The sequence below is a fragment of the Ensifer sp. 2TAB8 genome (genome assembly GCF_052115125.1).
Classification (GTDB): Bacteria; Pseudomonadota; Alphaproteobacteria; order Rhizobiales; family Rhizobiaceae; genus Ensifer.
In genome coordinates this window covers 1-25,359 of record NZ_JBFRGB010000019.1, presented here as the reverse complement: position 1 = coordinate 25,359, position 25,359 = coordinate 1, and the positions used below count along the sequence as shown (strand labels likewise).

The 25,359-nt window shown below is 61.0% G+C and carries 19 protein-coding genes and 1 riboswitch; of the genes, 10 read left to right on the top strand and 9 right to left on the bottom strand.

Going from position 1 to position 25,359, the window contains the following annotated elements; genetic code table 11:
• Positions 1-60: 60 nt before the first annotated feature.
• The gene (locus AB4Z53_RS25615; protein WP_441598361.1) at positions 61-303 is read left to right on the top strand and encodes a hypothetical protein; all 243 of its coding nucleotides are present in this window, start codon (positions 61-63) and stop codon (positions 301-303) included.
• A gap of 47 nt (positions 304-350) precedes the next feature.
• Here AB4Z53_RS25615 and AB4Z53_RS25610 read toward each other — a convergent pair whose 3' ends face one another.
• The 7 genes from AB4Z53_RS25610 to AB4Z53_RS25580 form a co-directional block, all read right to left on the bottom strand.
• Positions 351-1,463, bottom strand: coding sequence for a glycoside hydrolase (locus tag AB4Z53_RS25610; RefSeq protein ID WP_441598359.1), 1,113 nt, complete (start codon positions 1,461-1,463; stop codon positions 351-353).
• A 7-nt stretch (positions 1,464-1,470) separates the two neighbouring features.
• Positions 1,471-2,643 (bottom strand): polysaccharide pyruvyl transferase family protein, encoded by a 1,173-nt coding sequence (locus AB4Z53_RS25605; RefSeq protein WP_441598357.1) that lies wholly within the window; start codon positions 2,641-2,643, stop codon positions 1,471-1,473.
• Positions 2,644-2,797: 154 nt separating this feature from the next.
• Positions 2,798-3,976: a polysaccharide pyruvyl transferase family protein gene (locus AB4Z53_RS25600; RefSeq protein WP_441598355.1), complete on the bottom strand. Its 1,179-nt coding sequence runs from the start codon at positions 3,974-3,976 to the stop codon at positions 2,798-2,800.
• Positions 3,977-4,014: 38 nt separating this feature from the next.
• On the bottom strand, positions 4,015-6,696 hold the full coding sequence (locus tag AB4Z53_RS25595; RefSeq protein ID WP_441598353.1) for a glycosyltransferase: 2,682 nt from the start codon (positions 6,694-6,696) through the stop codon (positions 4,015-4,017).
• Positions 6,686-8,155, bottom strand: a complete 1,470-nt coding sequence (locus AB4Z53_RS25590; RefSeq protein WP_441598351.1) for a DUF6212 domain-containing protein — start codon at positions 8,153-8,155, stop codon at positions 6,686-6,688. Before AB4Z53_RS25590 ends, AB4Z53_RS25595 begins: the two co-directional genes overlap by 11 nt.
• A gap of 176 nt (positions 8,156-8,331) precedes the next feature.
• Positions 8,332-9,585 (bottom strand): glycosyltransferase family 4 protein, encoded by a 1,254-nt coding sequence (locus AB4Z53_RS25585; protein ID WP_441598349.1) that lies wholly within the window; start codon positions 9,583-9,585, stop codon positions 8,332-8,334.
• Between the two features lie 45 nt (positions 9,586-9,630).
• A complete protein-coding gene (locus AB4Z53_RS25580; RefSeq protein WP_441598456.1) occupies positions 9,631-10,203 on the bottom strand; it encodes a MarR family transcriptional regulator in 573 nt (190 codons plus the stop codon).
• A gap of 232 nt (positions 10,204-10,435) precedes the next feature.
• Here AB4Z53_RS25580 and AB4Z53_RS25575 point away from each other — a divergent pair, with 232 nt between their 5' ends.
• The 9 genes from AB4Z53_RS25575 (at position 10,436) to AB4Z53_RS25535 (ending at position 23,261) form a co-directional block, all read left to right on the top strand.
• Positions 10,436-12,181 (top strand): type I secretion system permease/ATPase, encoded by a 1,746-nt coding sequence (locus AB4Z53_RS25575; protein WP_113540602.1) that lies wholly within the window; start codon positions 10,436-10,438, stop codon positions 12,179-12,181.
• On the top strand, positions 12,178-13,596 hold the full coding sequence (locus AB4Z53_RS25570) for an HlyD family type I secretion periplasmic adaptor subunit (RefSeq protein ID WP_441598348.1): 1,419 nt from the start codon (positions 12,178-12,180) through the stop codon (positions 13,594-13,596). Before AB4Z53_RS25575 ends, AB4Z53_RS25570 begins: the two co-directional genes overlap by 4 nt.
• Before the next feature lie 313 nt (positions 13,597-13,909).
• The gene (locus AB4Z53_RS25565; RefSeq protein WP_113540600.1) at positions 13,910-14,569 is read left to right on the top strand and encodes a calcium-binding protein; all 660 of its coding nucleotides are present in this window, start codon (positions 13,910-13,912) and stop codon (positions 14,567-14,569) included.
• 68 nt (positions 14,570-14,637) lie between these two features.
• A complete protein-coding gene (locus AB4Z53_RS25560; protein WP_441598346.1) occupies positions 14,638-16,890 on the top strand; it encodes a glycosyltransferase family 2 protein in 2,253 nt (750 codons plus the stop codon).
• Positions 16,887-17,732, top strand: coding sequence for a class I SAM-dependent methyltransferase (locus AB4Z53_RS25555; RefSeq protein WP_441598344.1), 846 nt, complete (start codon positions 16,887-16,889; stop codon positions 17,730-17,732). The genes AB4Z53_RS25560 and AB4Z53_RS25555 overlap by 4 nt, the downstream gene beginning before the upstream one ends.
• On the top strand, positions 17,729-18,991 hold the full coding sequence (locus AB4Z53_RS25550; protein ID WP_441598342.1) for a glycosyltransferase family 4 protein: 1,263 nt from the start codon (positions 17,729-17,731) through the stop codon (positions 18,989-18,991). Before AB4Z53_RS25555 ends, AB4Z53_RS25550 begins: the two co-directional genes overlap by 4 nt.
• A gap of 10 nt (positions 18,992-19,001) precedes the next feature.
• Positions 19,002-19,733, top strand: coding sequence for a hypothetical protein (locus tag AB4Z53_RS25545; RefSeq protein ID WP_441598341.1), 732 nt, complete (start codon positions 19,002-19,004; stop codon positions 19,731-19,733).
• A gap of 10 nt (positions 19,734-19,743) precedes the next feature.
• Entirely contained in the window at positions 19,744-21,963 is a 2,220-nt protein-coding gene (locus tag AB4Z53_RS25540) for a hypothetical protein (RefSeq protein WP_441598340.1), read from the top strand.
• On the top strand, positions 21,960-23,261 hold the full coding sequence (locus AB4Z53_RS25535) for a glycosyltransferase family 4 protein (RefSeq protein WP_441598338.1): 1,302 nt from the start codon (positions 21,960-21,962) through the stop codon (positions 23,259-23,261). The genes AB4Z53_RS25540 and AB4Z53_RS25535 overlap by 4 nt, the downstream gene beginning before the upstream one ends.
• A gap of 151 nt (positions 23,262-23,412) precedes the next feature.
• Here the strand turns inward: AB4Z53_RS25535 and thiD are convergent, their stop codons facing one another.
• Together thiD and AB4Z53_RS25525 are read right to left on the bottom strand one after the other, a co-directional pair.
• A complete protein-coding gene (gene thiD / locus AB4Z53_RS25530) occupies positions 23,413-24,234 on the bottom strand; it encodes a bifunctional hydroxymethylpyrimidine kinase/phosphomethylpyrimidine kinase (RefSeq protein ID WP_441598336.1) in 822 nt (273 codons plus the stop codon).
• A gap of 252 nt (positions 24,235-24,486) precedes the next feature.
• Positions 24,487-24,589: riboswitch (TPP riboswitch) on the bottom strand.
• Between the two features lie 295 nt (positions 24,590-24,884).
• On the bottom strand, positions 24,885-25,112 hold the full coding sequence (locus tag AB4Z53_RS25525; protein ID WP_441598334.1) for a helix-turn-helix transcriptional regulator: 228 nt from the start codon (positions 25,110-25,112) through the stop codon (positions 24,885-24,887).
• Positions 25,113-25,359 lie beyond the last annotated feature (247 nt).

Below are 25,359 nucleotides of genomic sequence, written 5' to 3'. Positions count from 1 at the left end.
CTTATTTCTGCGTGTAAAGCCTGCTTCATCCATTCCACATGCAACCTTTGAGCTAGACCGATGACCCCCGCCCGCTTCACTCAATGCCTTCTTGTTCTTCGCTGGACGCCGATCAATCTGGCGAGCGCCCTGCATTGCAACCTGGCATGGATCGAGGCGATGGAGACCGGAGAGGAGAAGGTGCCGGACGAACTGGCGACCTGGCTGGAGACGCTGGCGCGGACCCACGAGGAACTCGGCATCCCCGTCACCTATCGCGGCAAGGGCCTGGAGCCGGCGACCGGCCGTATGGGGCGCCGCTGAGGGACGTAGCCGGGCACTGATCCAGACTRCCATTCTTGCCGAGAGGATCAGTTGTCACCCGGGGCGATAGCCATGGCGCCGGCCGGGCTCAGCTTACCGCACCGCCAGAGCCGATACGCCTGCTGCGTATCCCAGTCATAGTAGTAGGCCGCATCCAGTCGTTTGGCGTTGGCCATCTGGGAAAAGACGGTTCGCATCGCTGCCATCGCGCCCTCGCGGTGGCTGTCGTCGACAGGGCAGCTACGCGCGGTGTTGGCGATCCCCCACTCCGTCACCCAGCATGGCCGGCCGCTTTCCGAAGGCTTGCAAAAATCAAGGAGCTTGGTGACGACGGATTTGATCGCTTTCGAAGCCCTGCGAGCCGGGTAGATATGGATGCCATAGGCATCGACGTACTGGTCCATTCCTCGTTCCCGCAGAAGCGCTATCACCTCAGCCGGATCGAGGCGCTCCATGCCTTGCCGGTCCGCTTCCTTGGCACCCATATCGGAGAGGCCGGCGGAGACGATGACGGCGCCGCCGCTCTTGGCGCTTTTGCGCACTTCGTCCCGGGTTATCCTGAGCGCCTTAATGTAGCGATCCAGGCCTTCTTCGAATGCGGCACGATATTTGAGATCGGCAAGGGTTCGCGGCGTCTGCTGGCCGGGCTCCCGATAGACCGCAAGGTCGCCATTGTAACCGGCAAGGTTGATCTCATTTCCAGGCTCGACCGCCTCGAGACGAACACCAAGGGCATCCAGCCGCGTGAGTGCATCGCGAAGGCCCAGGCGGTATCGGTCGAGATCGAGATCGGACAGGCGGTTGATATCCCAGATGCGCCCCTGACCACTGCGGGGACGAACGGCATCGGCATAGTAGTCTTTGTTCGAAAGCTGGATTTCGAGCAAGACGCGCAATCCCAACCGGCTCGCCATGCCGACCGCCTCGATGCTCTTGTCGACCGGCCGTGACAGGGAAAGGCGCACGTGCGTCGCACCGCTATCGGCGATCTCCTTGAGCACGCGCTCCTGTTCGGCTTGATCGAGCCAGGCGAGATTGAGCCGATTGACCCCGTAGCGCGCGAAAGTCGCGTCCTCGGCCAATGCAGGAGGGGCACAGGCGATCACCGCCAGGCAAAGCTGGACGGCAAGGAGCAGCTCCCTTGGCGCTGCTCTCGTCATATGGCGATTAAATGCCAACCTGTTTGAGCGCACTTTGGAAGTTCGCCTCGCAGGCCGAATACCGCTCGGTGACGGCCTGCACATCGATCTTGGACAGGAAGTTCGCAAGATGGGCGCGCTTGTCGCCTTCGCGGTTCCACACGCTGGCCTCGATATAGGGGAAGCCAATGAATTCGAGCATCTCGCGCATGCGGTCGTCGACGGCGATCATCAGCGACGGTGTACCTGCCTGCATGCCGATGACGCAGCCGTGGAAACGCCGGCCGATGCAGAGGTCTCTCGACGACGACCAGGCGCGCCACTGGTTGGTGTCGAAGAACACCATGAGCTCGTTCTCTCGCTGCCACTTTTCCTGGTGTTTGTACTCGGTCTTACCGGTGATGCGTCCGCTCGAGCGGTCGTAGACCGGGGCGTTGTCGTCAACGGGAAGCGTAAGATTATAGGCGACCACCTCGTCCTGGATAACGTAGCTTGCGACGCTATCGGGCTTCAGCAGCGCATGGGCATCGACGATCGTGTCGGCGACGCTGCCGAGATAACCGCCGAGAGCAAGCTTCTGCGCCGATGCGAGGTCCGCGTTGGCCAGAGACGTCAGCGAGCGTCGCATCTCGTTCGGCGCGAAGAAGAGCGAGGGGCAGCCGGTCGGCTTGACGAACTTCATACCCTCGGCCCTGAGGAACTCCGCGGTGAAATAGCCCCGGGTCAGGAAGAAGCTCTCTTTCTGCTTCAAGACCTCGAGGAACCGCAAAGTACCTGCCGGCAGGTTCTCCTTGAGCCCTTCACGCTTCTGGATCCCAATGCCCATTACCAGCACCGGCATTTTCAGTTTCTCGAAGACATCGGCTTCGAGATCGGCCGAATAGCCCGGACGCAGCAGGTTCGCCGAGGCGAACACGCACATGTCGAATTCCTTGTTCAGGGCTTCGTAGACGTCGTTGGCCCCACGACTATTGACCAGGTGCCAGAACGGCACATAGGTCACGTCATGGCCGCGCAAGGCGTAGGCTGCGCCCTCGCCGATCAGGTAATTGCCGGTGTTGGCGATCTTTTTGACCTGATCAACCAGTTCCTTCTTGCTTCGAATATCGTCGAAGTAGGGCTTGTGATGGACCGTCGCACCGGACACGCGCGCGACGGTACGCTGGAGATAAGAAGGGATTCCGGTGAGCAGGATACGCATCGATACACCTGATTTGTGGGCTAGCCGACATTGTTGACGAAGAGCGAGAGCGGCACGAGGAGACGTATGTGCAGTCTTCCCCATCCCGCTCGAAAATTATGAAACTGGTCGCATGCATGCCTCGGGTCGAACGTACTCGAGGCATGCACGCGATTTACTGGCCGATGCCGATCTCACGTAGCACCGTTCGGAAATTGCGTTCGCGATCGGAGTAGCGGTCCACCAGTTCGGACGCGTTTAGCCCGGCCAGATGGCTGGCGACGAATTCCGCGCGGTTTTCGGCTTTTTCCAGCTCCTGGACTTCGACCGACGGCAGACCAGTGAAGCCGAGCATTTCGCGCATGCGGTCGTCGACCGCCACCATCAGGCTCGGCACACCCGCCTGCATGGCGATGATCGAGCCGTGGAACCGCCGACCGAAGTTGAAGTCCATATGTGAGGCCCAGGCGCGCCACTGGTTGGTATCGAAGAAGGTGCGCACGTCGAACGGCACCTTCTGGCGCTCTGCACCCGGAAAGGCGAGCTCGCCGAGCATCTTGCCTGAGCAGGAGTCGAACACCCGGCCGTCGGCATCCGGCTCGACCTTCATGTCGAAGTGCAGGAACTCATCCTGGATGACATATTGCGGCTTAGCGCCTTCAGGGTTCAGAGCCAGCGCATCGACTATGCAATCGTGATTGGCCCCGAGATAGCCCGAGAAGATCGTCTTGGCCTGACCGATCTTGACGCTTGGCAGCTTCTTCATCGACGCGCGCATGTTGTTCGGCGCGAAGTAGACCGACGGGCAACCGGTCGGTCGTACGTATTTGAAGCCTTGATCCTTCAGGTAGCCGGCCGTCTCATAGCCACGGGTCAGGAAATAATGTTCGCGATCCTTGAGCACGTCGAGCAGCCGCTTGGTTCCCTCCGGCAGGCCGGTTTCCAGGTCCTTGCGGTTCTGATGGCCGATGCCGAGCATGACGATCGGCATCTTGAGCTTGCTCAGCACATCAGCTTCGGCATCCGCCGACAGCCCCTTGCGCAGGAGATTTGCGCAGGTGAAAACGCAGATGTCGAAGTTGTTGTTGAACTCTTCGAAGCCGCTGCCGTTCTTGTGGGCGTTGTAAAGATGCCAGAACGGAATCTGCTTGGCATGCGGCGCGATGGCGCGCAGAGCTCCCTCACCGATCAGATAGTTGCCGGTGTTACTGATGTTGCGAAGCTCCTGAAGAAACTCGTCCTTCGATTCGGGCTGCTTCTGCCGTTCCGAATAGGAAACCGACAGGCCATTCGCGCCGTTTGCGAGGCGCGTGTAATGACCAGGAATGCCCGTCAGGAGGATTCTTGGACGCATGCGTAAGTCCCTTCTAGTTGAAAAGTCGCCCGGCGCGCTCAAACTGCTGCTGCGACGCCGGTATTGGATGTCTCACGCGCACGAATGACCTTGGCGCGCGAAAGAGATGAATTGCTCACGGAGGTGTCGCACCAGCCAAGGAACTCCGCGAAAGAGTTGGACCAGGCACGGCGCGCCGCCGTTCTGAGGCAGCCTTCCATGATGGGGGCAAGCAGGTTGCGGTCGCGGGCGACCTCGGTGATCGCCTTCACCATGTCGCGCACAACCTGCGGGTCAGAGGGTGCGTCGATCAGGATGCCGTCCTCACGGTCAACGATGAGTTCGTCGACGGCCCCGACGGCGGTCGCGATCGGGACGCAGCCAAGCTGCTGCGCTTCCGCGATCATCAAAGGCGCACCTTCCCAGCGCGACGGCATGACCAGCACGTCTGCCCAACCGAGCGCCTTGATCAGATCCCGACTGGCAAAGACGGGCGGGCGCACATCGACGCCGAGCTCCTTGAGGCGGTCCGTCCAGGAGAAACTGGCGTCGGCGAGAATCTCGCCGCCGATCGCCCGCGCGTCGAACGACACATGTGCCGCACGCAGCTCCGAAATCGTCGCGGCAAGCCGGTCGATGCCTTTCTGCTGGTCGAGGCGGCCCATGTAGAGCAGCCGCAACCGGTCGTCCTTGCGCTCGATCCGGCGCACTTGCAGGACCTCTGCCAACACTTTGGGAGGTACGGAGAAACTTGCGCCGTTCGGAACCGCAAAGATCTTCTCCAGCGGCACGCCGAAGCTGTGCAGATAGAACTTGAGCTGTTCCGAGCATGTCAGGAAAGCGTCATAGCAATGCTCGTGCGCAATCGCTGCGAAAGGCTGGCCGGCTGGGCGCTTGAACGGCGTGTTGTCGACGACGTGCAGATAGCAGGCCGTGCGCGTGCCTTCGGAGCGCAGGCGCGCGATCAGCGGGTGCATCGCCATGACGTGGTTGTTGATGACGAGATCGAAGCCCGAAAGCTGGCCCTTCAACGCGCCCCAGTCGACCTCGTGATGTTCGGCAATGAAGTCCTGTCCGAGGAACGAGCCGGAGCCGCCCCAGGCAGGAATACCCTGATCCCAGAAATGAACGTAGTCGAAGCTCGCATCGAATTCGTCGATCACATCCATCCGGCTGGTGCCGAGCACGAACAGGTGCGTCTCATAGCCGGCGGCACGCAGTTCGCGGGACGCGGCATAGATAACTTTTTCCGCGCCACCGAAGGAGGCATTCGGCACCAGTAGTGCTGCCGTCTTCTTTCCGGCCTCGCTGTGCCCGAGAGGCAGTACAGGCGAGCCACCGATTTCGGTGCGCAAGGCTTTATGCAGATCGGAATAGGGCATCAGCCGTGGCGGGCGCCAGGTCCAGCGGCGGCCGGCGGTTCGGCGCAGCGGGCTCGTGGCGATCGCGTTGACGCAGTTGATCATGACCTGCTGCGGTGTGATGAGTGTCCGGCGCGGCAGGGCTCTTGGGAACGGGAACCGCACATTGAGGACCGCCGACGTCGGCCAGACCTGCTGGCTGCCGATCGAGGCGAACCAGTCGAGCGCGTTGTTGCGAATGACATCGCGCAACAGCGCCGTCGATATGAAGATGAGGTCCGGCTGTCCGACGTGCTCGGCCCCTGCATCGAGGAACGTCGGCTCAATCTTGCGCTGCGTGGCGTCGTTGCCGAGGTGGACGAATACGACGTTGGCTTTCTCGCTCAACCGCTCAAGGTGGCAGAGCACGTTCGGCAGCATGCGGGAGCGCAGGAGGAGATCGATCGTCGCCCCGCTTCCTGCCATCACGAACGGCGGGAAGTGCACATTGTCCGGCTCACCGGCATTTGCCCAGAAGGCTGGAATGATGTCGTCGAGGCGCAGCCGCTTTGGTTGCTTGGTCGGGTCTGTGAAGAACGAGATCGCCGCGTCTTCGGTACGAGCGAAGAGATAGCGCGGGCATTCCTCGTGTTCGAAATCGACGAGCATCGGTCGCTGGAAAAGCGCCCGGTGACGCTTCCTGAGGAAGCTTACGGATGTCGCGCGGTCGCGGTTTGCTTCCTTGAACCGGCTTTCCGCCCGCAGACGATATTCGAACGTCGTCTCGTGGCAAGGCGTGCCGACGAAGCCATGTTCGACGCAGGAAAGCCAGAATTCCCAGTCCTCGAAACCGTTCTGCCGGTCGTCGTTGAAACGAACGCCCTCCCGGAAGACATCGATCGAGATCATCGATCCGGTGTCGCAGATGTTGTCCGTGATGCAGTGTACCAGCCTGGAGTAGTGGTTGCCGTAGTGCGCCCGCCAGCTCACCGAGAAGGTGTCGATATTGGTATAGACCCAGCCCGCGCCGCTCTCACGCAATTGCCGGTAAAGGGTTTCGATCGTACCCGGCAGAACGCGGTTGTCGGCGTCGAGAAAATAGACGGCCTTCGCTTCGGGCAGGTTTTCGAGCACGTAGTCGATGGCGCGATTTCGTGCGCCGCCAGGCCCAGCATTGCGACCGAAGACCACATGAATGTCGGGATGGGCCGCAGAAAACAGCAGCAGCTGATCGAAGGTTTCGTGCCGCGGATCGCCGTCGACGGAGACGACAATGGCGATCCGGCAATCTGAAAGCGTCGAGGCCAATGCGGACTCGATTGCTTCGAGCGCCAGCGCCGCGTGCCCATAGAGCGGCATGGTTATCGCAATGAGGTCGCGTGGATCGCTGCTACTTGACATGAGACGCCCCCCCCGACTGCTTCACCATCCGGAAGCCCGACACCTTGAGCCAGGAAAAATCGACCGAGTCGGTCACGGCCCGGCTGAGGATCATCAGATCCATGGGCTGACGTACCGGCTCTTCCAATTGGAAGTTGATGTTGATCGGCTGCTGGTTCGTGACCTCGCGCCAGCCGCTGAAGAATGCGGAAGGCTTCACCGAGCCCTTGCGGGCAAGTTCGGCGACCTCCGAGCGTGGGTTCGAATTCGCCGGCGCGAGCAGGAAGCTGACGGCGGCCGGCGCCCCTTTCGGGTGATCGACGATGGCGCTTGCGGAAAACGATATGGTTCCCGGCTCGACCGCACGGCCGACGGCGCCGGCCGAGACACCGCTCGGCAGCGGATGGCAGACGACGGCGTGTTCGTGCTCCAGGAAGCGTACCGTCTGAAACTCAGGAACGACCGGCGTGACGGAGACGTCAACGATTTGGCTGAGCAGATCCACCGACAGCCTGTAATCCTCGATGAAGTGGCCGTCGAGCAGTGCCGTGGGCGCGATCATGTTGGGCATGCGTGTCGGCTTGACGCCGGGAAGGCCCGTATAGATGCGGAACGCGAGCGGACGCAGATCGAGATCGGCATGACGGGTTTCAGAGCGTGCCGTGTAATGCTCGCTGGCAATGGGGTAGCCCAGCGATAGTCCGATGGTTTCCGAGCCCGTCGTGGATACCCTCACCCGCAGGGTCCTTGCGCCGCCCCCACAGGTGCGCGGCAATGCAAAGAAGTTCCAGGTCGGGACCAGCTGCGAAAACGGAACGGCCCATTCGGCCACGCCTTCGCCGCTTTCGACATAACTCAGGACGACCACCAGCTCGCCACCATCTCGCGGCACGGAATTGAAGTGGAGCGCAAGGCCTGCCACGCCGTGGCTGGAAACGGGCAGGAGCTGTTCGACGAAAGCGTTGGCGATCAGGTGGCCGATGCCTTCGTCCTTGGGGTCGACATAGGGGTCGTGTGCAAAGACTTCGGTGACCGGCTCCCAGTTGCGCGCCTGAAATGCGTCTTCGAGCGCACGGTAGTTTTCGAGCAACGTTTCACGCTCCCGGCGCAGCAACGCAAGCTCAGAGGTGATTGCACTCGAGAACCGCGCGAGCCGGCCGACACCGCCATCCACGAGCGCTTGAATGAGCGCTGCACTTTCTGTCGCAGTATGCGCACTCAACCGCTTGACCGGGAACTCCGGAACGGTGCCAAGCGCACGCAAGGACACGAGCTGCTCTGCAAGGTCCTCCTCTCCTTCTTTCGAGAAGGCAAGCCCGATCAGCGGGAATACATTTTCGAGAGTGGCTTGGGCCCGATCGCCCTTGGGAAGAAAATGAACCAGGTGCTCGATGCCGCTAGCGGCGACATCAGCCCTATCGTGATCCGATGCCACCACCAGCTTTCGCTTCGCCTGCGAATACCTCACGCCAGAAGACATCAACTCTTGCACGCGCCACCTTCAAAAAAAGAACAACTTCCCTCTGAGGTTGAATTCGCCGAAACGAAATAAATCGGCGAATTCAAGCTTCTAAGAAAAGCATATCAAGGTTATTTGCAGTGCACAATAAGTTATATTTGCGTTTCTCCTGAAATAATACTTCGGCTTTTGAAGTATTATGCAGACGACACCAGTGAAATATTGGGGGTAGAGGCGCCGCTTGTTGCCTTATCCAGCAATGTCATCTGTCGCGCGATGCAATCGCCCAGCCGGAAGCGCTGCTCGATCGTCCGGCGAGCGGCTGCGCGCATGTCCGTATGCCTTTCCGGATGACGGAGCGCCTCCGAAAGAGCCCCCGCCAGCGCATCCGTATCGTAGAAGGGCACGAGCACGCCGTTGCGACCGGAACTCACCACTTCCTGCATGGGGGCGGTATCCGATCCAATGACAAGTGCGCCGCAGGCCATGGCCTCCAACACCGACCAGGAAAGCACGAAGGGGTAGGTCAGGTAGATATGAGCCGCGGAAATCTGGAACAATTGTCGCAACACGGCATGTGGCACGACGCCCGGGAACAGGAACCTGTCTGCCGGTACGTCCAGAGACTGAAGGAGGTGATCCTTCCAGGCGCCGCCGCCCGGCGGAGGCGCGCCGTAGCTGACGCCATCCCCCCCTACAAACACAAAGAGCGCGTTGGGGTGCTCCCGAGCGACTTTCGCAGCCGCTGCGAGCGCCTGTGGAAAGCCGCGATAGGGCTCAAGATCGCGGGCGACGAACGTGACGATCGGCGGATCGCCGGCCTTCAGCACCCGCCCATCGGGGAGCTTCAGAGAAGCGGACGCATCCGGACGGAAGACGCGCGTATCGACGCCCTCATGGCAAACCGCAATGCGACCACGGTGCTCGGCCGGATAGAGACTTCTTTGCCAATGGGTGGGGCTGATACCGCCATCCAATGCATCCAACGACAAGAGCTGCGCCATGTTGCGCAAGCGCAGGCGCTTTCGCGTGTCCAGGTCGGGCCGGTCGTCAGGGGCAAAGCCGATGTCGGCCCCTTCAGCGCGATAGAAGAATTCGCAATAGCCGAGTGCCGGAACTTGAGGCAGCACGTCCTTGGCGAACATCATGCTGCCCCAGCCTGTGTGCCCGACGATGACGTCGGGCACCTGGCCCTGCTTCGCCATAGCCTCGAAGGTCTCGGCCACCCGGTGACCAATCCGGACGTGATGGTCCGGAACACCCAAATGCCTTGCCATTTGCGCATTGGCCTGCGGCCCCGGTTCCGCCCTGTGACGAATGACCCGCGTGGACGGAATCCGCTGATCCACGGTTTCCGTCACGAGTGTCACTTCATTTCCCGTCTGCGCCAGATGCGCCGCGAGAGCGGCGAACTGGCAGAAGCCGCGCCGGTGTACAAATGCTACGTGCATGTTCCTAGCCTTTTACCGATGAAAGGACAGCGTTCGCGCCGCGGCTCAAATGCCGTAGCGCGTCGCATTCCCCCAAACCAGCTCAAGCCGGTGCAGCGTTTGAAATGCGGTTTCGAGATTGCGCCGGTCCTGCTCGCCGTGGCTGAGGACCCGCTCATAGGCGCCGGCCGCTTTCCGGAGCGATTCACAGAGCTGCCTGCCCTTTTCCGAAAGCCGGATGCGAGCCGAACGCCGATCGCGCTGCGATGCAGCGCGGTCGATATATTCCCCGTCGCCCAACTGCTTCAGATAGTAGGAAACGTTGGAACCGACATAGTGGCCGCGATCCAAGAGTTCGGCCACGGACACTTCGGCATCACCGATCGCGAGCAAGACCATGGCTTGCGCCGGGCCAATATCATCCACACCAAGCTTCGTCAGTTCGGCGCGCAACAGGCCGGTAAACCGTCTGCTTGCTCGTTCCATCATCCGCGCCAGCTCGAAATAAGTGACCACGGACGCTTCGCTCTCCTGGTCAATATTTTCGTGTTCAGGGGCACTACCAACGGCGTCATCCCCGGGCCGGATGGTAACAGCGCCGCCAAAATCTGCGAACGGATAGAGAATCCTTTGATTCATCCCTCTCTCCAACTAAGCATTACTACGATATTCAAAAATTACTTCAAATTTTGAAGCAATTTTTCGCCCCCTTTACTCCCCCCGAATACGACTATCTTGAGCATTCCACCATTATTGTGTCACACTTATCACGGCAACACTGTGATTTAAGTGATAACAAACAAAATAGCTTCCTCAAGACCCCAGCGAACTTATCCAGAAAATCGCCACGCGTGACAGCAAACGAGGCAATATGATTAGCAAGAACCAAATTGGGCCAAAGACGGCGCAAAATGGAGCAAACGATCCACGACTGCTTATTTTGAAGGCACGCCGAGTGTTCGTTTTGGCACTTATTTATGCAGCGCTGCTGAGCGCGTGCATCGGCATCTTGCAGCTCTCCACGCCGCTTTACATGATGCAGGTTCACGACCGGGTCCTGAACAGCCAGAGCATGGACACRCTCACCATGCTGACGATTCTGGTGATCGGCGCGCTCATCATCTACGGCGTGCTCGAATACATCCGGGCACTCACGTTCCAGGCGATGGGCAGTGCGGTCGTGCGTTGGCTGAATTTGCCGGTGCTGACGGCTGCGGTGCAGGCAGCGGCCGATCAAGGGCTGACCCGGGCGACCCAGTCGCTACGGGACCTGGCGGAGCTGCGCAGCTTTCTCACGACCTCCGCCGTCAGTGCGCCACTCGATGCCGCCTGGTCGCCAATCTTCCTCGGTGTGCTCTTTGCGCTGCACCCGATGTTCGGCCTTCTCGGCGCCATCTCAATTGCCCTGCTCGTGTGTTGTGGATTGCTGACTGATTTGCTGACTCGCCGGCTGATGAAAGAGGCCAATCAAGCCAATATCGAGGCCGTTTCGAAAATTGGTGCGAGCTTGCGCCATGCCGAAGCGATCGAAGCCATGGGCATGCTCCCTGCGCTTGCCCGGCGCTGGCGCGCGGCACAGATGCATGCGCTGGATTCGCTTGAAGTCAGCGGCAGCCGAAGCAAGGCGATGGCGTCCATCACGCGTTCGCTACGCTTCATGATTCAGGCGGCGGCATTGGCGACAGGCTCCATCCTTGTCATGAAGCAGGAGATCTCTCCCGGCGCGATGATGGCGACAACCATCCTGGTTGGCCGCCTTCTTGCCCCATTTGATTCGATGATCGAAAACTGGCGCCAATGGGTTTTGGCCATCGCCAGCTGGCGCCGGATCGAGGCCGCACTCAAGGAAGACCTCGCCGTACGCCAGACGATGCCCCAGCCACGCTCGCAGGGCGATCTAGTCGTCGACAAGCTGGTCTATGCCGCGCCGGGTCTTGATGTGCCGATCATCAAGGGCATCGGATTTACGCTTTCGCCGGGCGAGGTGCTCGGTATCGTCGGCCCGTCTGCTGCTGGAAAGTCGACGCTTGCGCGCCTGCTCGTCGGGATCTTGAAGCCGACCACCGGCGGCGTCTTTCTCGACGGCAACAACGTCTATCTTTGGGAGCGCTCCTCGTTCGGGCAGATGACCGGCTACCTGCCGCAATCCGTATCGCTGCTGGAGGGCACCATCCGAGATAACATTTCGCGCATGGAGGAAGGTGAACCCCAAAAGGTGCTCGACGCCGCCCGCCTTGCCGACGTGCACGACATGATCGGCCGCCTGCCACTCGGCTACGACACACCCGTCGGAGACGGCCACCTGACGCTTTCCGGGGGTCAGAGGCAGCGCATCGCGCTTGCTCGCTGCCTTTATGACCGCCCTCGCCTGATCGTTCTCGACGAGCCGAACGCCAACCTCGACGCAATCGGTGAACGGGCGCTGATCCGCGCAATCGAGCGCGCCCGTAACGACGGCGCGATCGTCATCATGATTGCCCACCGGCCAACCATCATGCAGGCGGCAGACAAGCTGCTTGTCCTTGAAAACGGCCGGATCACCCAGTTCGGACCACGCACCGACGTGGTTGCATCCATGACCCCCGGCGAACCGAGACGGGAAGGCGCTTCCGCATGACAAACAAGCCAAAACTCCCGATCGCGCGGGATGCGCAGACCGTAGTGACGACGGGGGCCCGGGAGAACCTGCCCTCCATCGTCGACAGGCCACATCCGCTGCACGCCCTTCAGTCCGAAGTCGAGGGGAGCGCCTCTGCCCCTTTGCGCGGCGTGGTCCTTGCCGGCCTCACGACCATTCTCGTCGCCTTTGGCGGCTTTTTCGGCTGGGCGTTCTCGACCGAGCTCAGCAGCGCGTCGGTCGCAAGCGGCACAATCGTGGTCGATTCGAAACGCAAGACCGTCAGCCATTTCGAAGGCGGGATTCTCAACCGGTTGCTCGTCCAGGAAGGTGATCGCGTCACGGCCGGCCAGCCGTTGATGAAGCTTGAGGACACACGCGCCCGCTCTGACCTGAAGGCGCTCCAGAGCCGACGCATAGGACTGATCGCAAAACTTGCGCGGCTTCGTGCCGAACAGACCGGATCGACCGCAATCACCTTTCCGAGCGACCTGACTGCGACACCGGATGCGACCGCCGAGGACGCGATCAAAGCGGAAACGAACTTCTTCGATAGGCGCCGGGAAGCCAAAACCGGTCGCCTGGAGGTTCAGGGCAAGACGATCGAGGAGTTTTCCGAAAAGGCGAAATCGCTGGCGGAGCAGATCCGCGCAACCGATCGCCAGATCGAACTGATTACCGAACAGCGCACGTCGATCGCAACTCTGGTCGAGAAGGAATACGCTCAGCGCTCGAAGCTGATCGAGATCGATGCCAAGCTCAGCGAACTTGCTGCGACCCGCGGCGAGCTCGCGGGCAACAAGGCCCAGGCGGAAAAGGCGGAAGCCGGCGCTGAACTCGGATTGACGGGAATCGAGAATGAATTCCAGTCGGAAATTGCAGGTGAAATCACCACGGCCCGCCTGGAGCTTTCCGATGTCGAAGAGCGACTGGTGTCCGCCAAAGACGTCCTGACGCGCCTCGACATCCGCTCGCCTCAAGCGGGCATCGTCACCAACATTCAGCTACGCACACCGGGCAGCGCCGTGTCGGCCGGTCAGCCGTTGCTCGATATCGTGCCTGAGGACGAACCGCTTCTCGTCGAAATGCATGTCGGCACCCGCGACATCGACAGCATCGACATCGGCTCGAAGACGCAGATCCGGCTGACGGCCTACAACCAACGCACGCACCTGCCTCTCGACGGCGAGATCAGCTACGTTGCGGCCGACCAGTCGGTGGATGAGAAGTCGAATGTTTCCTACTACGTGGCGCGTGCCCGCATTGCGCCATCGTCCCTCAGTGCGAACCCCGACATTCGGCTCTATCCAGGCATGCCAGCCGAGGTCCTGATCGTCCACAAGCCACGCTCGGCGATTGACTACATGGTCTCGCCGATTGCGGACAGCCTGAACCGCGCATTCCGGGAAGATTGATTCAGAACCTCAATCGACGTCAAAAGCCGGCGAAGTTCAATTTCGCCGGCAATTTATTTCTAAATTCGAATTTAATTCCAAGTAATACCAAAGATACTTACCCCTTATATCCCAGGGATAATCATTAAAACGACACACAATATACATCGTAGGTAGCAGATAATAATACAGTGCAGCTGATTTTATTTCTTTTTTGCTGTTGCCATATGTTTTTTTGCAGTGCAATGTCGCCGCGCTCGCCACCGGTTTGAGACCGGGGATGAGCGCAAGCAACAACCAAGATGACGTAAGCAACAACTAAGAGGAGTAGCATATGGCCACGTTGGAAGGCGGCGCGTATGATGACGCCCTTTTTGGCTCACGCTTCGACGACTTCATCCATGCCCGTGGTGGCGATGACTTCGTGAACGGAGGCAATGGCGACGACACCATTTTCGGCGACGAAGGTGATGACATGCTGTTCGGCGGTAACGGCAGCGATACCCTGTTCGGCGGCTGGGGCGACGATGTTCTCCATGGCGACAACGGGAACGATGTCCTGTTCGGCGGCCAGGGCAACGACCTGCTCTACGGCGACAACGGTAACGACATTCTCATTGGCGGCGACGGTAGCGACCTGCTGATGGGCGGCCGCGGCAGCGATATTCTGTTTGGTGGTGCCGGCAACGACATCATCAACGGCGGTCACGGCGACGACATCATGACCGGCGGCGAAGGCAGCGACGTATTCGTGTTCGACGGCGGTGGCGGCAACGACGTCATCCTCGACTTCACGCCAGGCGAAGACCTGCTGCAGATTTCGAAGGACATCAACGGCCTCGACATCTCGTCTCCGGAAGATCTGGCATCGCGCGTCACCCAGGTTGGTGGCAACGTGGTCATCGACTTCGGTCATGGCGATACACTGACGCTCGTCAATGCGGACGCCGACGACATCCAGGCGAACCCGAACCACTACTTCACGATCCATTGAGATTGATCGGCGCGCCCCACTTCCTCCCATGTGGGGCGCCCTCCCTTTTCGTCCTTCAGGAGTAACGCGTGACGGCAGACGACCGTATCAGGAGCCTGGCCCAAGAATTCGCAAGTGCTGCGGCATTCAGGCTCAGCCTCGATGTTGCTGTGCTGATATGGGACGCACCTGCAGACCTGCCGGCGAAAACCAAATACGCACTTTCAGCATCGCGGTCCCTCGTTCCTCTCGTCAGCATGGCGCTTCCGCGCGCCGATGGCGGGCAGCGTGTCTTCTGGGCGATGCGCCCCGGAAACGAGCGGGAACTCGCGGAAATTGCCGTGGAGCACCACGTCCTTCAGACAGTTGTCCTCGAGCCCGCTGGCCGGCTTCCGTTTCTGGACATGGCAGGGCAGTTCGCCGCACTCGTGCCGGAGGCACGTTTCAAGTTTCTCAACAACCTGCTCACTGTCTGGCGGAGTGCATTCCGGCTCTCCCGAGACGAATTTTTCACCGGGCTGGTCGACGATGCGATCCATGCCTTAAACCTTGGTCAGCGCGCAGCGACGATTTCGTGCCGGCTTGCCCATGGCCGATACCTGGCAGAGACGACCGTCAGCGCCGAGTTCGGCGAGATCAGTGCGATCTATGCGCTGAGCGCCGATGCCGTCCTGCCATTGCCGCAGCAATTTGCCATCACCGGTCGGGCGGAGCGCGGCTGGCGCCGTTGCCACTTCGTGCTCGAAACGCCGCGCGCCCCGCAGGCGCTTTCGCTGATGATCATGGGCAAGCGCGGGATTGCCATCCGCGAAGTCGCCCATCGTGGTTCGCGCTACCCGAGCGTTCAGGAATGGTGGCCCGAACACGGCGCGGCTGCGGGCCTGCGCGAGTTCGTCGTACGTTGCCTTTCCGCCATCCCTGAAAACGGCATGGCGCTTGCGACCGACCTGCAGCTTCGTTCGCCGCTGCCTGCGCGCCAGGCCGGAAAATCTCCACTCCACCCTGGCGCGGAGATCGACCTCGCCCTTGCGTTGCCGGATGGGCTGTTGGTCGGCGGTTGGACGCGCGACACAAGCGGTGTGCTCTCGGGGATCGACTATCTTCAGGAAGACGGCACGGCCCTTCCGCTTGACGGCAACTGGTATGAATTCCCCGGCTGGGCCCGCGGCGCGGAAGAGGGCTCGAAGACGGATGTAACGGGCTTTGTCAGCTGGCTGCCAATGCGCGAGCCACTCGGTGCCTTGCTGCAGCCCCGCTTCCAGATGCGGCTTGCCTCCGGCGCCGTCAAAGCGCTCGTGCCGAAGCCGCAGCCCTTCGATCCCGCAACACAACGCAACCGCATCCTCAGGGCCGTTCCGCCACAGCATGCCGTMGATGCGGCGTTCCGCACGATCCTGGCGCCTGCGCTCAAGGACGTGGAGCAAAGACTGGGAAAGACGATCAGGGTCGATCAGACGAAGGACTTCGGTCCGATGCTGGAGGCGCCCTTAGTCTCGATCGTCGTGCCACTCTACCGCGTTCTCGATTTCCTGCGCTTCCAGCTCTCGGGCCTTGCCACCGACCCCTTCGTCGCCGCCAATGCCGAGATCATCTATGTGCTCGATTCCCCCGAGATCCACGATGAGACCGAGCACCTGCTCGGCGGCCTTCACCTGCTGCACGGCCTTTCGATGAAGCTCGTGGTGATGAACCGCAACGGTGGTTATGCCCGTGCATGCAACGCCGGCGCGCGCTATGCTCGCGGCTCGGTCGTCGTCATGCTGAACTCCGATGTCATTCCATGTGGGCCGGGTTGGCTGGAGACGCTTGCACTGCCCGTGCTCAAAGAGACGTCGCTCGGCGCCATCGGCCCTAAACTCCTTTTCGAGGACGGCTCCCTGCAGCATGCGGGTCTCTATTTTGCCCGCAACAAGCAGGACATCTGGCTCAATCACCATTTCTACAAGGGCATGCCGGGCGCCTATGCGCCCGCGCAACAAGCGCGCGTCGTGCCCGGAATCACCGGCGCATGTCAGGTGATGCGTCGAGAAGTCTGGGACCTCGTCGGCGGCTATGCCGAGGACTTCGTGATCGGTGACTACGAGGATAGCGATCTCTGCCTGAAGATCCGGCAGGCCGGCTTCGACATCGTCTACGAGCCGGCTGCCTGCCTTTACCACCTGGAGCGGCGGTCGATCAGCCGCAGCCAGGATTACACGCGCGGTGTCGCAAGCCAGTACAATGCATGGCTGCACACCGAACGCTGGAACGACGACATCAGTACATTGATGCCAGCCTATCTCGGCGCCGAAGAGGCGGCTGCGCCGAGCGGTCACAAGACTGCCGCCAGGAGCGCTGCATGAACCAACCCGCACTTCGCCACGCAGAAAGCCTGCAAACGGCCCAGCAGCCGAACGAGGACCGCATCGACGGGATGCTTCAAACGGTTCTGAACAATCGTTTCCTGCCACAGCCCGACAGCAACAGCGTGTTCGTCGGAGACGGCAACTACCGGGCGGTCGGCGCCGAATTTCTGGGCCATTTCATCCGCATGGGTGGATTGCGGCCGGAAAGTAGCGTGCTCGATATCGGCAGCGGCATCGGCCGGATGGCGGTTCCGCTCACGCAGTATCTCGATGCCGATCGCGCCCGCTACGTCGGCGTCGATCCCGTCGAAGGCGGTGTCGCCTGGTGCCGCAAATCCGTCACGCCGGTCTACCCGAACTTCACCTTCGAGCATGTGGACATTGCCAACGAGCTCTACAATCCCATGGGCAAGATCAACGGCAAGGCGCTGAAGCTCCCCTATCCGGACCGCACGTTCGATTTCGCGATCATGACGTCGATCGTCACGCATCTGCCGCCGGACGAAGTGCTCGTCTATTTCAGCGAGATCAGCCGGATGCTGAAGCACGGTGGCCGACTTTTCGTGACGGCGTTCGTGGTCGATCAAGTGGCCGCGAAAAACGAAAACGGCAGGCGGGATCCGCGCCTCGGCTTCAATCGCAGCGGCGACGGCCCCTGCTGGTTCGTACCGGGCCTGCCGCCGCTCGCGGCCGTCGGTTTCGATGACGGGTTTCTCGATCGGGCGCTCGAGCGCGCCGGCTTTTCGACCGTCCTTAAATCACTCGGCCATTGGCGCGGGCAGGATGCCGGTCACTACCAGGATGTCTTCGTTGCCGAACGCCGGGGTGCAAACGGATGAAGAAGCGCATCCTGGTTGCCGCGCACAATCATCCGGCACTCCATCCGGGGGGCACGGAGATTTTCGCGCACGACCTCTTCCGCGCCTATAAACGCGCCGGCCACGAGGTGTTGTTCCTCGGCGCCACGAACCAGACCCATCGCCAGGTGCGCCCGGGAACGAGCTTCCAGGCGATCGGCTCGGAAGGCGACGAGGTGCTGTTGTGGTCCGGTCATTTCGACCGCTTCTTCATGAGCCAGATCGACCTTTATGGCGTCGTCCCTGACCTCACGGAACTCCTGCGTGATTTCAAGCCGGACGTGGTCCACATTCATCACCTGCTGCTGCTTGGCGCCGAGTTTCCGCATGTCGTGCGCCGGACCTTGCCCGAGTGTCGTATCGTGATGACGCTGCACGACTACTACCCACTTTGCCACCATGACGGACTGATGGTGCGAACTAGCGGCAAGGAGCTTTGCCACAAGTCAACGCCCGACCGCTGTCACGCCTGTTTCAAGGATATTCCGCTCGACCGCTTCGTGCTTCGCGAGCAGCATCTGAAAGCGCTCTTACGCACCGTCGACCGTTTCGTATCGCCGAGCCAGTTCCTGCGGCAGCGATACATCGACTGGGGCCTCGACGGAGAGCAGATCGATGTCATCGCCAATGGCTTACCCCGACGAGACGTTCCGGCGCGGAAGGTCCGACAGGAAAACGACCGGCCGATCTTTGGTTATTTCGGCAACCTCAATCCCTGGAAGGGCACCACCGTCCTGCTTGAGGCCGCGCGGCAACTGATCGACGAGGGCCTGCGCTTTGAACTCAGGGTACACGGGGGCGCACCGTTCCAAAGCGATGGTTTCAAGGACGAGATCGCTCGCCTCTTCAAGAAGACCGCCCCCACCGTCCAGCAGCGCGGCGCCTACCGGCGCGACGACATTGCCGAACTCATCGCCGCGGTCGATTGCACCATCGTGCCGTCGATCTGGTGGGAGAATGCGCCGCTCGTGATTGGCGAAGCGCAAGCCCAGCGCAAGCCAGTGATTGCGAGCAACATCGGCGGCATGGCCGAAATGGTTCAGGACGGCGTGAGCGGCCTGACGGTTACGCCCAACGACCCGCGGGCGCTTGCCGCCGCCATGCGCCGCATCGCGGAAAACCCGGATCTCAAGCGTCGCCTCTCGGCGAACGCCCGCAAGCCCGATGATATCGACGCCACTGCCCACCGCTATCTCACGCTCATCGATAAGATAGAGCCGGCACGAACCGTCGCCGCCTAAAGGAATGACCATGTCTGTAGCAGCCGACAAACCGGATGTCGCACCGGATCAGAACAATGCAAAGCCCCTGAAGGGCCGCGTGGACGCGATCGACCAGGGCCGCGTCTTCGGCTGGGCATTCGACCCCGAGACGCCCGAGAAGAGGCTCGCCATCCGCGTGCTTCTGGATGGCAAGGTGATTGCCGAGGCGCTCGCGGACCGCAACCGATCCGATCTCAAGCGAAACGGGATCGGCGACGGCAACCACGCCTTCGAAATAGCGCTGCCTGACATGGCGAGCGCCCGAACCGGCGAACTGGTTGTCATGGCCTCGACCGAAAAAGGCGGCGAGTTGCCGCTTCGTGTGCCGAAGCCCGACGAACAGGCTGCCGAAGCCCTGATCGCCGCACCGCTTGCAAAAGTGCTCGACAAACTGGATGTCCTGATGGCGGCGCAACGTCAACTCCAGGTCTCTCAACGCTCGGCCATCCGCCAGAAGCTCGACGATGGCGAGGACGGCGAGGCGCCTGGGTTTGCCGCCGTCAGTGACGACGTCGCAAATCTCCGCACGGAAATCACCCAACGATTGACCGATCTCGACGTGCACCTGATGCGTCTCGACGGGGTTGTGGCGGGTATGGAAAAGAGCCTCACTGCCTTGAAGCAGCGCTCGAACGGAGACCTGAAGCCGGCATTTCTGCTTCTCTTCGTGCTTGCGGGCTTTACCGCGGGTGCGATCCTGACGCTCCTCCTGCGGACCTGAGGGGCACATCATGCCCAATCAGGAGCTTTCCCTCTCGCCGAGCCCGGTACCGCTTGCCCGGATCATGCGTAGCGGACGCATCGTGGCGTGCCCGATTGACGAGACGCTGCTGCTGGTGATTGGCGCCGGCGGCCCGATGGCCGATCAGCTGCCGGTCGAGATCGACGAAGACCCCAAGACCCGAGCGATCGCTGCCATCATCGGCTGGCGGCTTTCCGCGCCACAGGGATCCGCCCCCCATGGTTTCGCCGCGCTCATCCCCGTCGAGGGAGCGCGTGGCATGCCGGCAACGTTGCGCTTCGGAAAAGAAGGTAGCGGCAAACGCTACATCGTTGCGCCCCGTACCGTATCGACCGGCGATGTTGCCGCGATGCTGAAGGAGCTCGCCGGCCCGCAGGTTGTTCACGTGCTGGGCCGCCTGGTGGACGTTTTGATGAAGCCGCCGCTTGAACCGCGGAAGCTGACGGCAATCACAGCACTGCTCAAGTCAGGAACCGCGAAAGACGGATACATCGAACTGCTCGGCGAAAGCCACGATGATGTGATTGCACTCAAGGGCTGGGCGCATGACATTGCAGCCGGTGCTAGCCGAGTGGTCATCCGTACGGAAAACACATCGGTCGCCGAGTGCAGCATCGCGGTTTTTCCGCGCAAGGACGCGCCGGAGGATGCCACCGGCTTTCTTGGCCTCCTGTCTGCGGATGATCTGCCGCGGGCGCGTGACATCCAGGGCATTTTCTATCGGGGGCGTGGCGCCTGGCGCTATGCGCCGGTCCACGAGCGCAAGTTCGTTTCAGGCCCCCTTGAAACGCCGGGTCATATTCGCGCGATGCTGCTCCAAAGCCAGAGTTCGCCGCAGGTGCTGTTGCGCCTGCGCGAAGCGGCTAGCGGCTTTGACGGCACAGAAACGATCTCAAGCCTCCCCGTGCCGGTCCGGCTCGGTGTCGACGCGCTCTACCAGGGCGATGAAGGCACTTTTCTGATCTCGGGCTGGATGCTCGATCCGGACGATCATGTGCAAAGCGTTCGGCTGCGCCGAGGGCGCGCCGAGGCGCGACTTGACGGCGCCTGGACCCGGACTGAGCGGCTGGACGTGGAAGATGCCTTCGTGGATCGTCCTGAGTTCAAGGGCGCGATTTCGGGACATCGCCGTTCGCACGGTTTCATTGCTTTGGCGGGCGGCCTCATCGGCGATCCGGCAGCGCCACTGCATCTTGAAGTCACCCTTCGCGATTCCCGCCGTGCCTATATGCCGCTTCACCCGACACGGCTGTCGCCAAGGCACTCGGCGCTGCGGCTGCTGAACGCGATCGATCCGACCAGCTGGGCCCTGCCCGATATCGTCGATCGCCAGATCGTTCCGTTCATCACTGCAGCGCGCGCTGATGCTCCGAAGCTCGAGACAGTCATCGACATTGGCCGCTTCGGCGAGGCTGTGGGGCCGGCAATCCTTGTCGCCGTGGGCGAGGTCGAGGAGGATCTTTCCGCCCTGTTGGGACTTCTGGCGATCGATCCGCAAACGCGGCAGGTGCCGATCGTGCTCGTCCTGCAATCGGAACAGTTTCGACGGCGCTCCGCCGGCATCCGGCGGCTTGCGGAATTCTATCGCCTGCCGCTGCGTCTGGTGTCGGTCGAGGGATCGAGCGATGCAACCGACCTGGCGCGGACTGCGGCGCAGGCAATCGACAATGAAACCGTCATATTGCTTTCTGCATCCCTGACACCCGCCAATCCCGGTTGGTACCAGACGCTTGTAGCAAACCATGAGACCAGGAGCGGCAGCATCATTTCGCCGACCCTTGCCTATGAGGATCATTCGATCCGCTGGGCCGGCAGTTCGTCGCCCGATCGTGCGGATCCTCTGCAGACGAGCCGTTATGCCGGTTATCCGGTCGGCGCTGTCAACCGCCTGAAGCTGACGCGCGTTCAGACCGCGTCTCTCGAATGCTGCATCATGCCCCGCAGCGCGCTTCTCGATGATACTGGTACTGCGCCCGCCTATCTCGGTGCGTCCCTCAACGGCCTGGATCTCGCCTTGCGGCTGAGCCGCAGGGGCTACGAATCCTATTGGCTGCCCGTCCTGCAGATGCTCGGTTCGGATGAGGCGTCCGGCACTGTTTCGGCAGCCACGGCCAGATACGTGGAGCGTGTCGATCAGACGTTATTCCGCGGCCGCTGGATGCAGACTGTCGAGACAGAAAACACGCCCCACAACGAGGTTTCGGCATGAGCGACAAACTCCGCGCGCTGGTGATCTCGCACGGCCACCCGACCCATTCGCTGGGCGGCGCCGAGATCGCCTCCCATGGCTTGCACAAGGCGTTGAACGTGTTGCCGGGGATTGAATCGATCTACCTCGCCCGCGTTGGCAATCCCGTGCCGCGCCACGGTGCGTCTGCGCTGATGAGCCTTCGCCTGGCGATGGACGAAGTGCTCTACCATGCCGAGGACTTTGATCATTTCTTCCTGTCCAACGGCGATACCGACGCGATCCGCCGAGACCTTTTGCGCTTCGTGGGGGACATCAAGCCGGACATCGTTCACTTCCACCACATCATCGGCTTCGGGCTGGAAGCGCTCTTTGCTGTGCGCGACGCCCTGCCGAAAGCGCGCATCGTCGTGACCTTCCACGAGTACCTGGCGATCTGTCACAACCACGGACAAATGGTGAAGCGGCCCTCTGGCCAGCTTTGCAATGGCGCTTCGCCGATCAGCTGCCGCACGTGCTTCCCCGAAATCCCGGTGTCGCGCTTCGTGCGCCGCGAGCAGTTCGTGCGAGGCATGCTGAACCTTGCCGACGCCTTCATCGCCCCAAGCGCCTTTCTCGCCAATCGCTATGTCGAATGGGGCATCGCTGCCGAGAAGATCTTCGTGATCGAAAATGGCATCGTCCTTGGTGAAAAGACGCCGGCGCGTGAGTTGCCGGCGCCGACGGCACGTCGCAATCGTTTTGCCTATTTCGGGCAGATGACCCCCTTCAAGGGTGTTCACGTGCTGATCGATGCTGTATCGCGCGTGCCGGACGATATCTGGGGTGACGATTCCACGCTGATGATCTTCGGCGGCAACCTGGAGCGTCAGCCGACCGAGTATCAGGACCGCGTGGCGAAACTGATCGAAGACGCCGGCCGCCGCGTCCGCTTCTACGGCGCGTACCAGAACCAGGATATGCCGAGGCTGATGCGGTCAGTCGACTGGGTGGTCATGCCTTCCGTCTGGTGGGAAAACTCGCCGATCGTGATCCAGGAAGCGCTCCACCACGGCCGGCCGATCATTTGCTCCGACATCGGCGGCATGGCCGAAAAGGTCCGCGACCGCTTGGACGGCTACCATTTCCGTGCCGGAAGCGCACAAGACCTTGCGGATCGACTAATCGAAGTGCTGAGCACGCCAAGATCATGGGACAACCTCAGGGCAACACTCAGGCGCCCGATGAGCCATGTCGACTGCGGCCGCGAGCATGTCGCGCTCTACCGGAAACTGCTCAAGGAGGAGCAGCCTGTTCACTCAAGCGCTGCTGTGGCCTGAGTAGTACCGCGCAGCCCCTATCACTTATCTGGCTACAACGAACAGCGAACCACTCACTTTCCGCTTCTGTCGGTCATTCCATTGCATATATTAAACAATGGAATGACCAGATCTTTTAAAGCTCAACTTAAACGACGGAGCCGGCACAAGGCTAAGACACGGATTGGGTGCCGCTCGGGTCCCACCACTGGTGGAAGTGGTGAACCGGCCCGCGCCCCTGCCCGATTTTGAGTTCTGCTGCGGCAACAAGCGCCTCATGCAGATAGGTCTTGGCGGCTACAACCGCTTCCTCGAGCGTGTCGCGACGGGCGAGGCCAGCCGCGATTGCAGCAGAGAGCGTGCAGCCAGTACCATGATCGTTTCTCGTCTCGACCCGCTGGCGCGACAAGCGCAAGGGGGTGTCCCCGTTGAAGAGGATATCCACTGCTTCGTCGCCCTTGGCATGCCCGCCTTTCATCAGCACGGCACGCGCACCAATCTTCAAGAGCATCTCCGCCTGGCGCGCCACCTCCGTCTCATTCTCGGCAACGTTGCGCCCTGTCATCAGCGCCGCTTCAGGCAGGTTCGGCGTCACGATGAGGCCAAGGGACAGCAATTCCTCCTTGAGCGTCGCGATCGCATCGGGACGCAACAGTACGTCACCCGAGGTCGCGACCATCACCGGATCAATGACAGCCATCTGCCCATGTCGCCTCAAACCGGACGCGATCGCCGCAATCGTCTCCTCGCGCGACACCATGCCGATCTTCACCGCGCCAACCGCGAGATCCGAAAGCACCGCGTCGATCTGGGCTGTGACGACAGCCGAAGAGATATCCTCGACAGCCGTGACCCCTCTGGTGTTTTGCGCGGTGATGGCCGTGATCACGCTGGCACCATAGACGCCAAGCGCCGAAAACGTCTTCAGATCCGCCTGGATACCGGCGCCACCGCCGGAATCCGAGCCTGCAATAGTGACGGCGATAGCGGTCATGCCTGGCTCCACTGAAACGTGGAAGCAACTCCTAAGATGGCGAACACGCGATTAAGCCACGAGCTCAAGCACGCGTGAACTGACGTGGGTGCTCCGTGCAATCTGGAGGAATCCGACCGATCGAGCCCTTGGGTCGGTCGCCTCGCGCCCCAGAGTTCTTCGTCGCGGCATTCTAAACGGCGTACTGTCACCAGTGATCTCCCGAAACCAAAAAACACGGAGATCCAGACGAACGGCGGAGACGCGGGGTGCCAAAGAGGTCCTTGCCGTTCCTACGCCAGTATGATCCGGATCAGGTTCAAGGGTCTGGCTCACCGCCATCTCAGCACCGTCCGGTGCGCCCCTCGGCAGGGGAATGCTATGGGAGTGTGGGAGAGGATGTCAATTGATCAAATTGACTGAACGAGCATGGTCGGCTCGGTGCAGGCGCGGGAGGCATTCAAGATGCTCAACAACGAAAAAGGCCCCTTTTGCATTGAGAGCGCAAGGAGCCTTGTGTCTGAGCGTTCGACTTCACAGACATTCGGACTTTACTTCTCTCATACGACAACGCAAACGGTCATGGACGCATGACAGCGGTGATTTCGCGATTAATGTCCAAGTCCTATATCTCAGGTGCCCCACAAAACGCCGGCGATCCGCCGCGACTATTAATGCGGTCTCTTGAAGCGAACCCCAACACCGCCACCGTTCTCGGGTATGAACTCTATTCCTGCGTCTTCGAGCACGCGTTGCACACGTAGGAGCGTAGAGGGACGTAACTTGTCTCCTCGCTCGAGACGAGTAACCGTCTGTGTTGAGACGTTGGCCGCTTCAGCGAGTTCGAGCACGCCCCATCCCAATGCAACGCGTGCCAACTTACACTGGATCCCTTTCATATCACCATGCCATGGTGATTTTGGTTGCACATGCTTAGGTTGCCCTGTATAGGAGTAACGGTCTAACGGCTGTACCTGGTGTTGCGAGCACCGGGCACAGCCTGACCACACCCAAGCTTACGGGAGCTCGGATCATGGCTGATTCCGACAATAGCAGAACTTTGCCTACGGTCACCCGAGGAGATTTTCATTCTCTCGTGGCGGCCCGTTTACCCACATATCCAGAGGTTGCGACCCATCAGAATCC

Coding starts and splice junctions, on each gene's coding strand:
- AB4Z53_RS25615 (WP_441598361.1), top strand. CDS start 61: ATGACCCCCGCCCGCTTCACTCAATGCCTTCTTGTTCTTCGCTGGACG.
- AB4Z53_RS25610 (WP_441598359.1), bottom strand. CDS start 1,463: ATGACGAGAGCAGCGCCAAGGGAGCTGCTCCTTGCCGTCCAGCTTTGC.
- AB4Z53_RS25605 (WP_441598357.1), bottom strand. CDS start 2,643: ATGCGTATCCTGCTCACCGGAATCCCTTCTTATCTCCAGCGTACCGTC.
- AB4Z53_RS25600 (WP_441598355.1), bottom strand. CDS start 3,976: ATGCGTCCAAGAATCCTCCTGACGGGCATTCCTGGTCATTACACGCGC.
- AB4Z53_RS25595 (WP_441598353.1), bottom strand. CDS start 6,696: ATGTCAAGTAGCAGCGATCCACGCGACCTCATTGCGATAACCATGCCG.
- AB4Z53_RS25590 (WP_441598351.1), bottom strand. CDS start 8,155: ATGTCTTCTGGCGTGAGGTATTCGCAGGCGAAGCGAAAGCTGGTGGTG.
- AB4Z53_RS25585 (WP_441598349.1), bottom strand. CDS start 9,585: ATGCACGTAGCATTTGTACACCGGCGCGGCTTCTGCCAGTTCGCCGCT.
- AB4Z53_RS25580 (WP_441598456.1), bottom strand. CDS start 10,203: ATGAATCAAAGGATTCTCTATCCGTTCGCAGATTTTGGCGGCGCTGTT.
- AB4Z53_RS25570 (WP_441598348.1), top strand. CDS start 12,178: ATGACAAACAAGCCAAAACTCCCGATCGCGCGGGATGCGCAGACCGTA.
- AB4Z53_RS25565 (WP_113540600.1), top strand. CDS start 13,910: ATGGCCACGTTGGAAGGCGGCGCGTATGATGACGCCCTTTTTGGCTCA.
- AB4Z53_RS25555 (WP_441598344.1), top strand. CDS start 16,887: ATGAACCAACCCGCACTTCGCCACGCAGAAAGCCTGCAAACGGCCCAG.
- AB4Z53_RS25550 (WP_441598342.1), top strand. CDS start 17,729: ATGAAGAAGCGCATCCTGGTTGCCGCGCACAATCATCCGGCACTCCAT.
- AB4Z53_RS25545 (WP_441598341.1), top strand. CDS start 19,002: ATGTCTGTAGCAGCCGACAAACCGGATGTCGCACCGGATCAGAACAAT.
- AB4Z53_RS25540 (WP_441598340.1), top strand. CDS start 19,744: ATGCCCAATCAGGAGCTTTCCCTCTCGCCGAGCCCGGTACCGCTTGCC.
- AB4Z53_RS25535 (WP_441598338.1), top strand. CDS start 21,960: ATGAGCGACAAACTCCGCGCGCTGGTGATCTCGCACGGCCACCCGACC.
- thiD (WP_441598336.1), bottom strand. CDS start 24,234: ATGACCGCTATCGCCGTCACTATTGCAGGCTCGGATTCCGGCGGTGGC.
- AB4Z53_RS25525 (WP_441598334.1), bottom strand. CDS start 25,112: ATGAAAGGGATCCAGTGTAAGTTGGCACGCGTTGCATTGGGATGGGGC.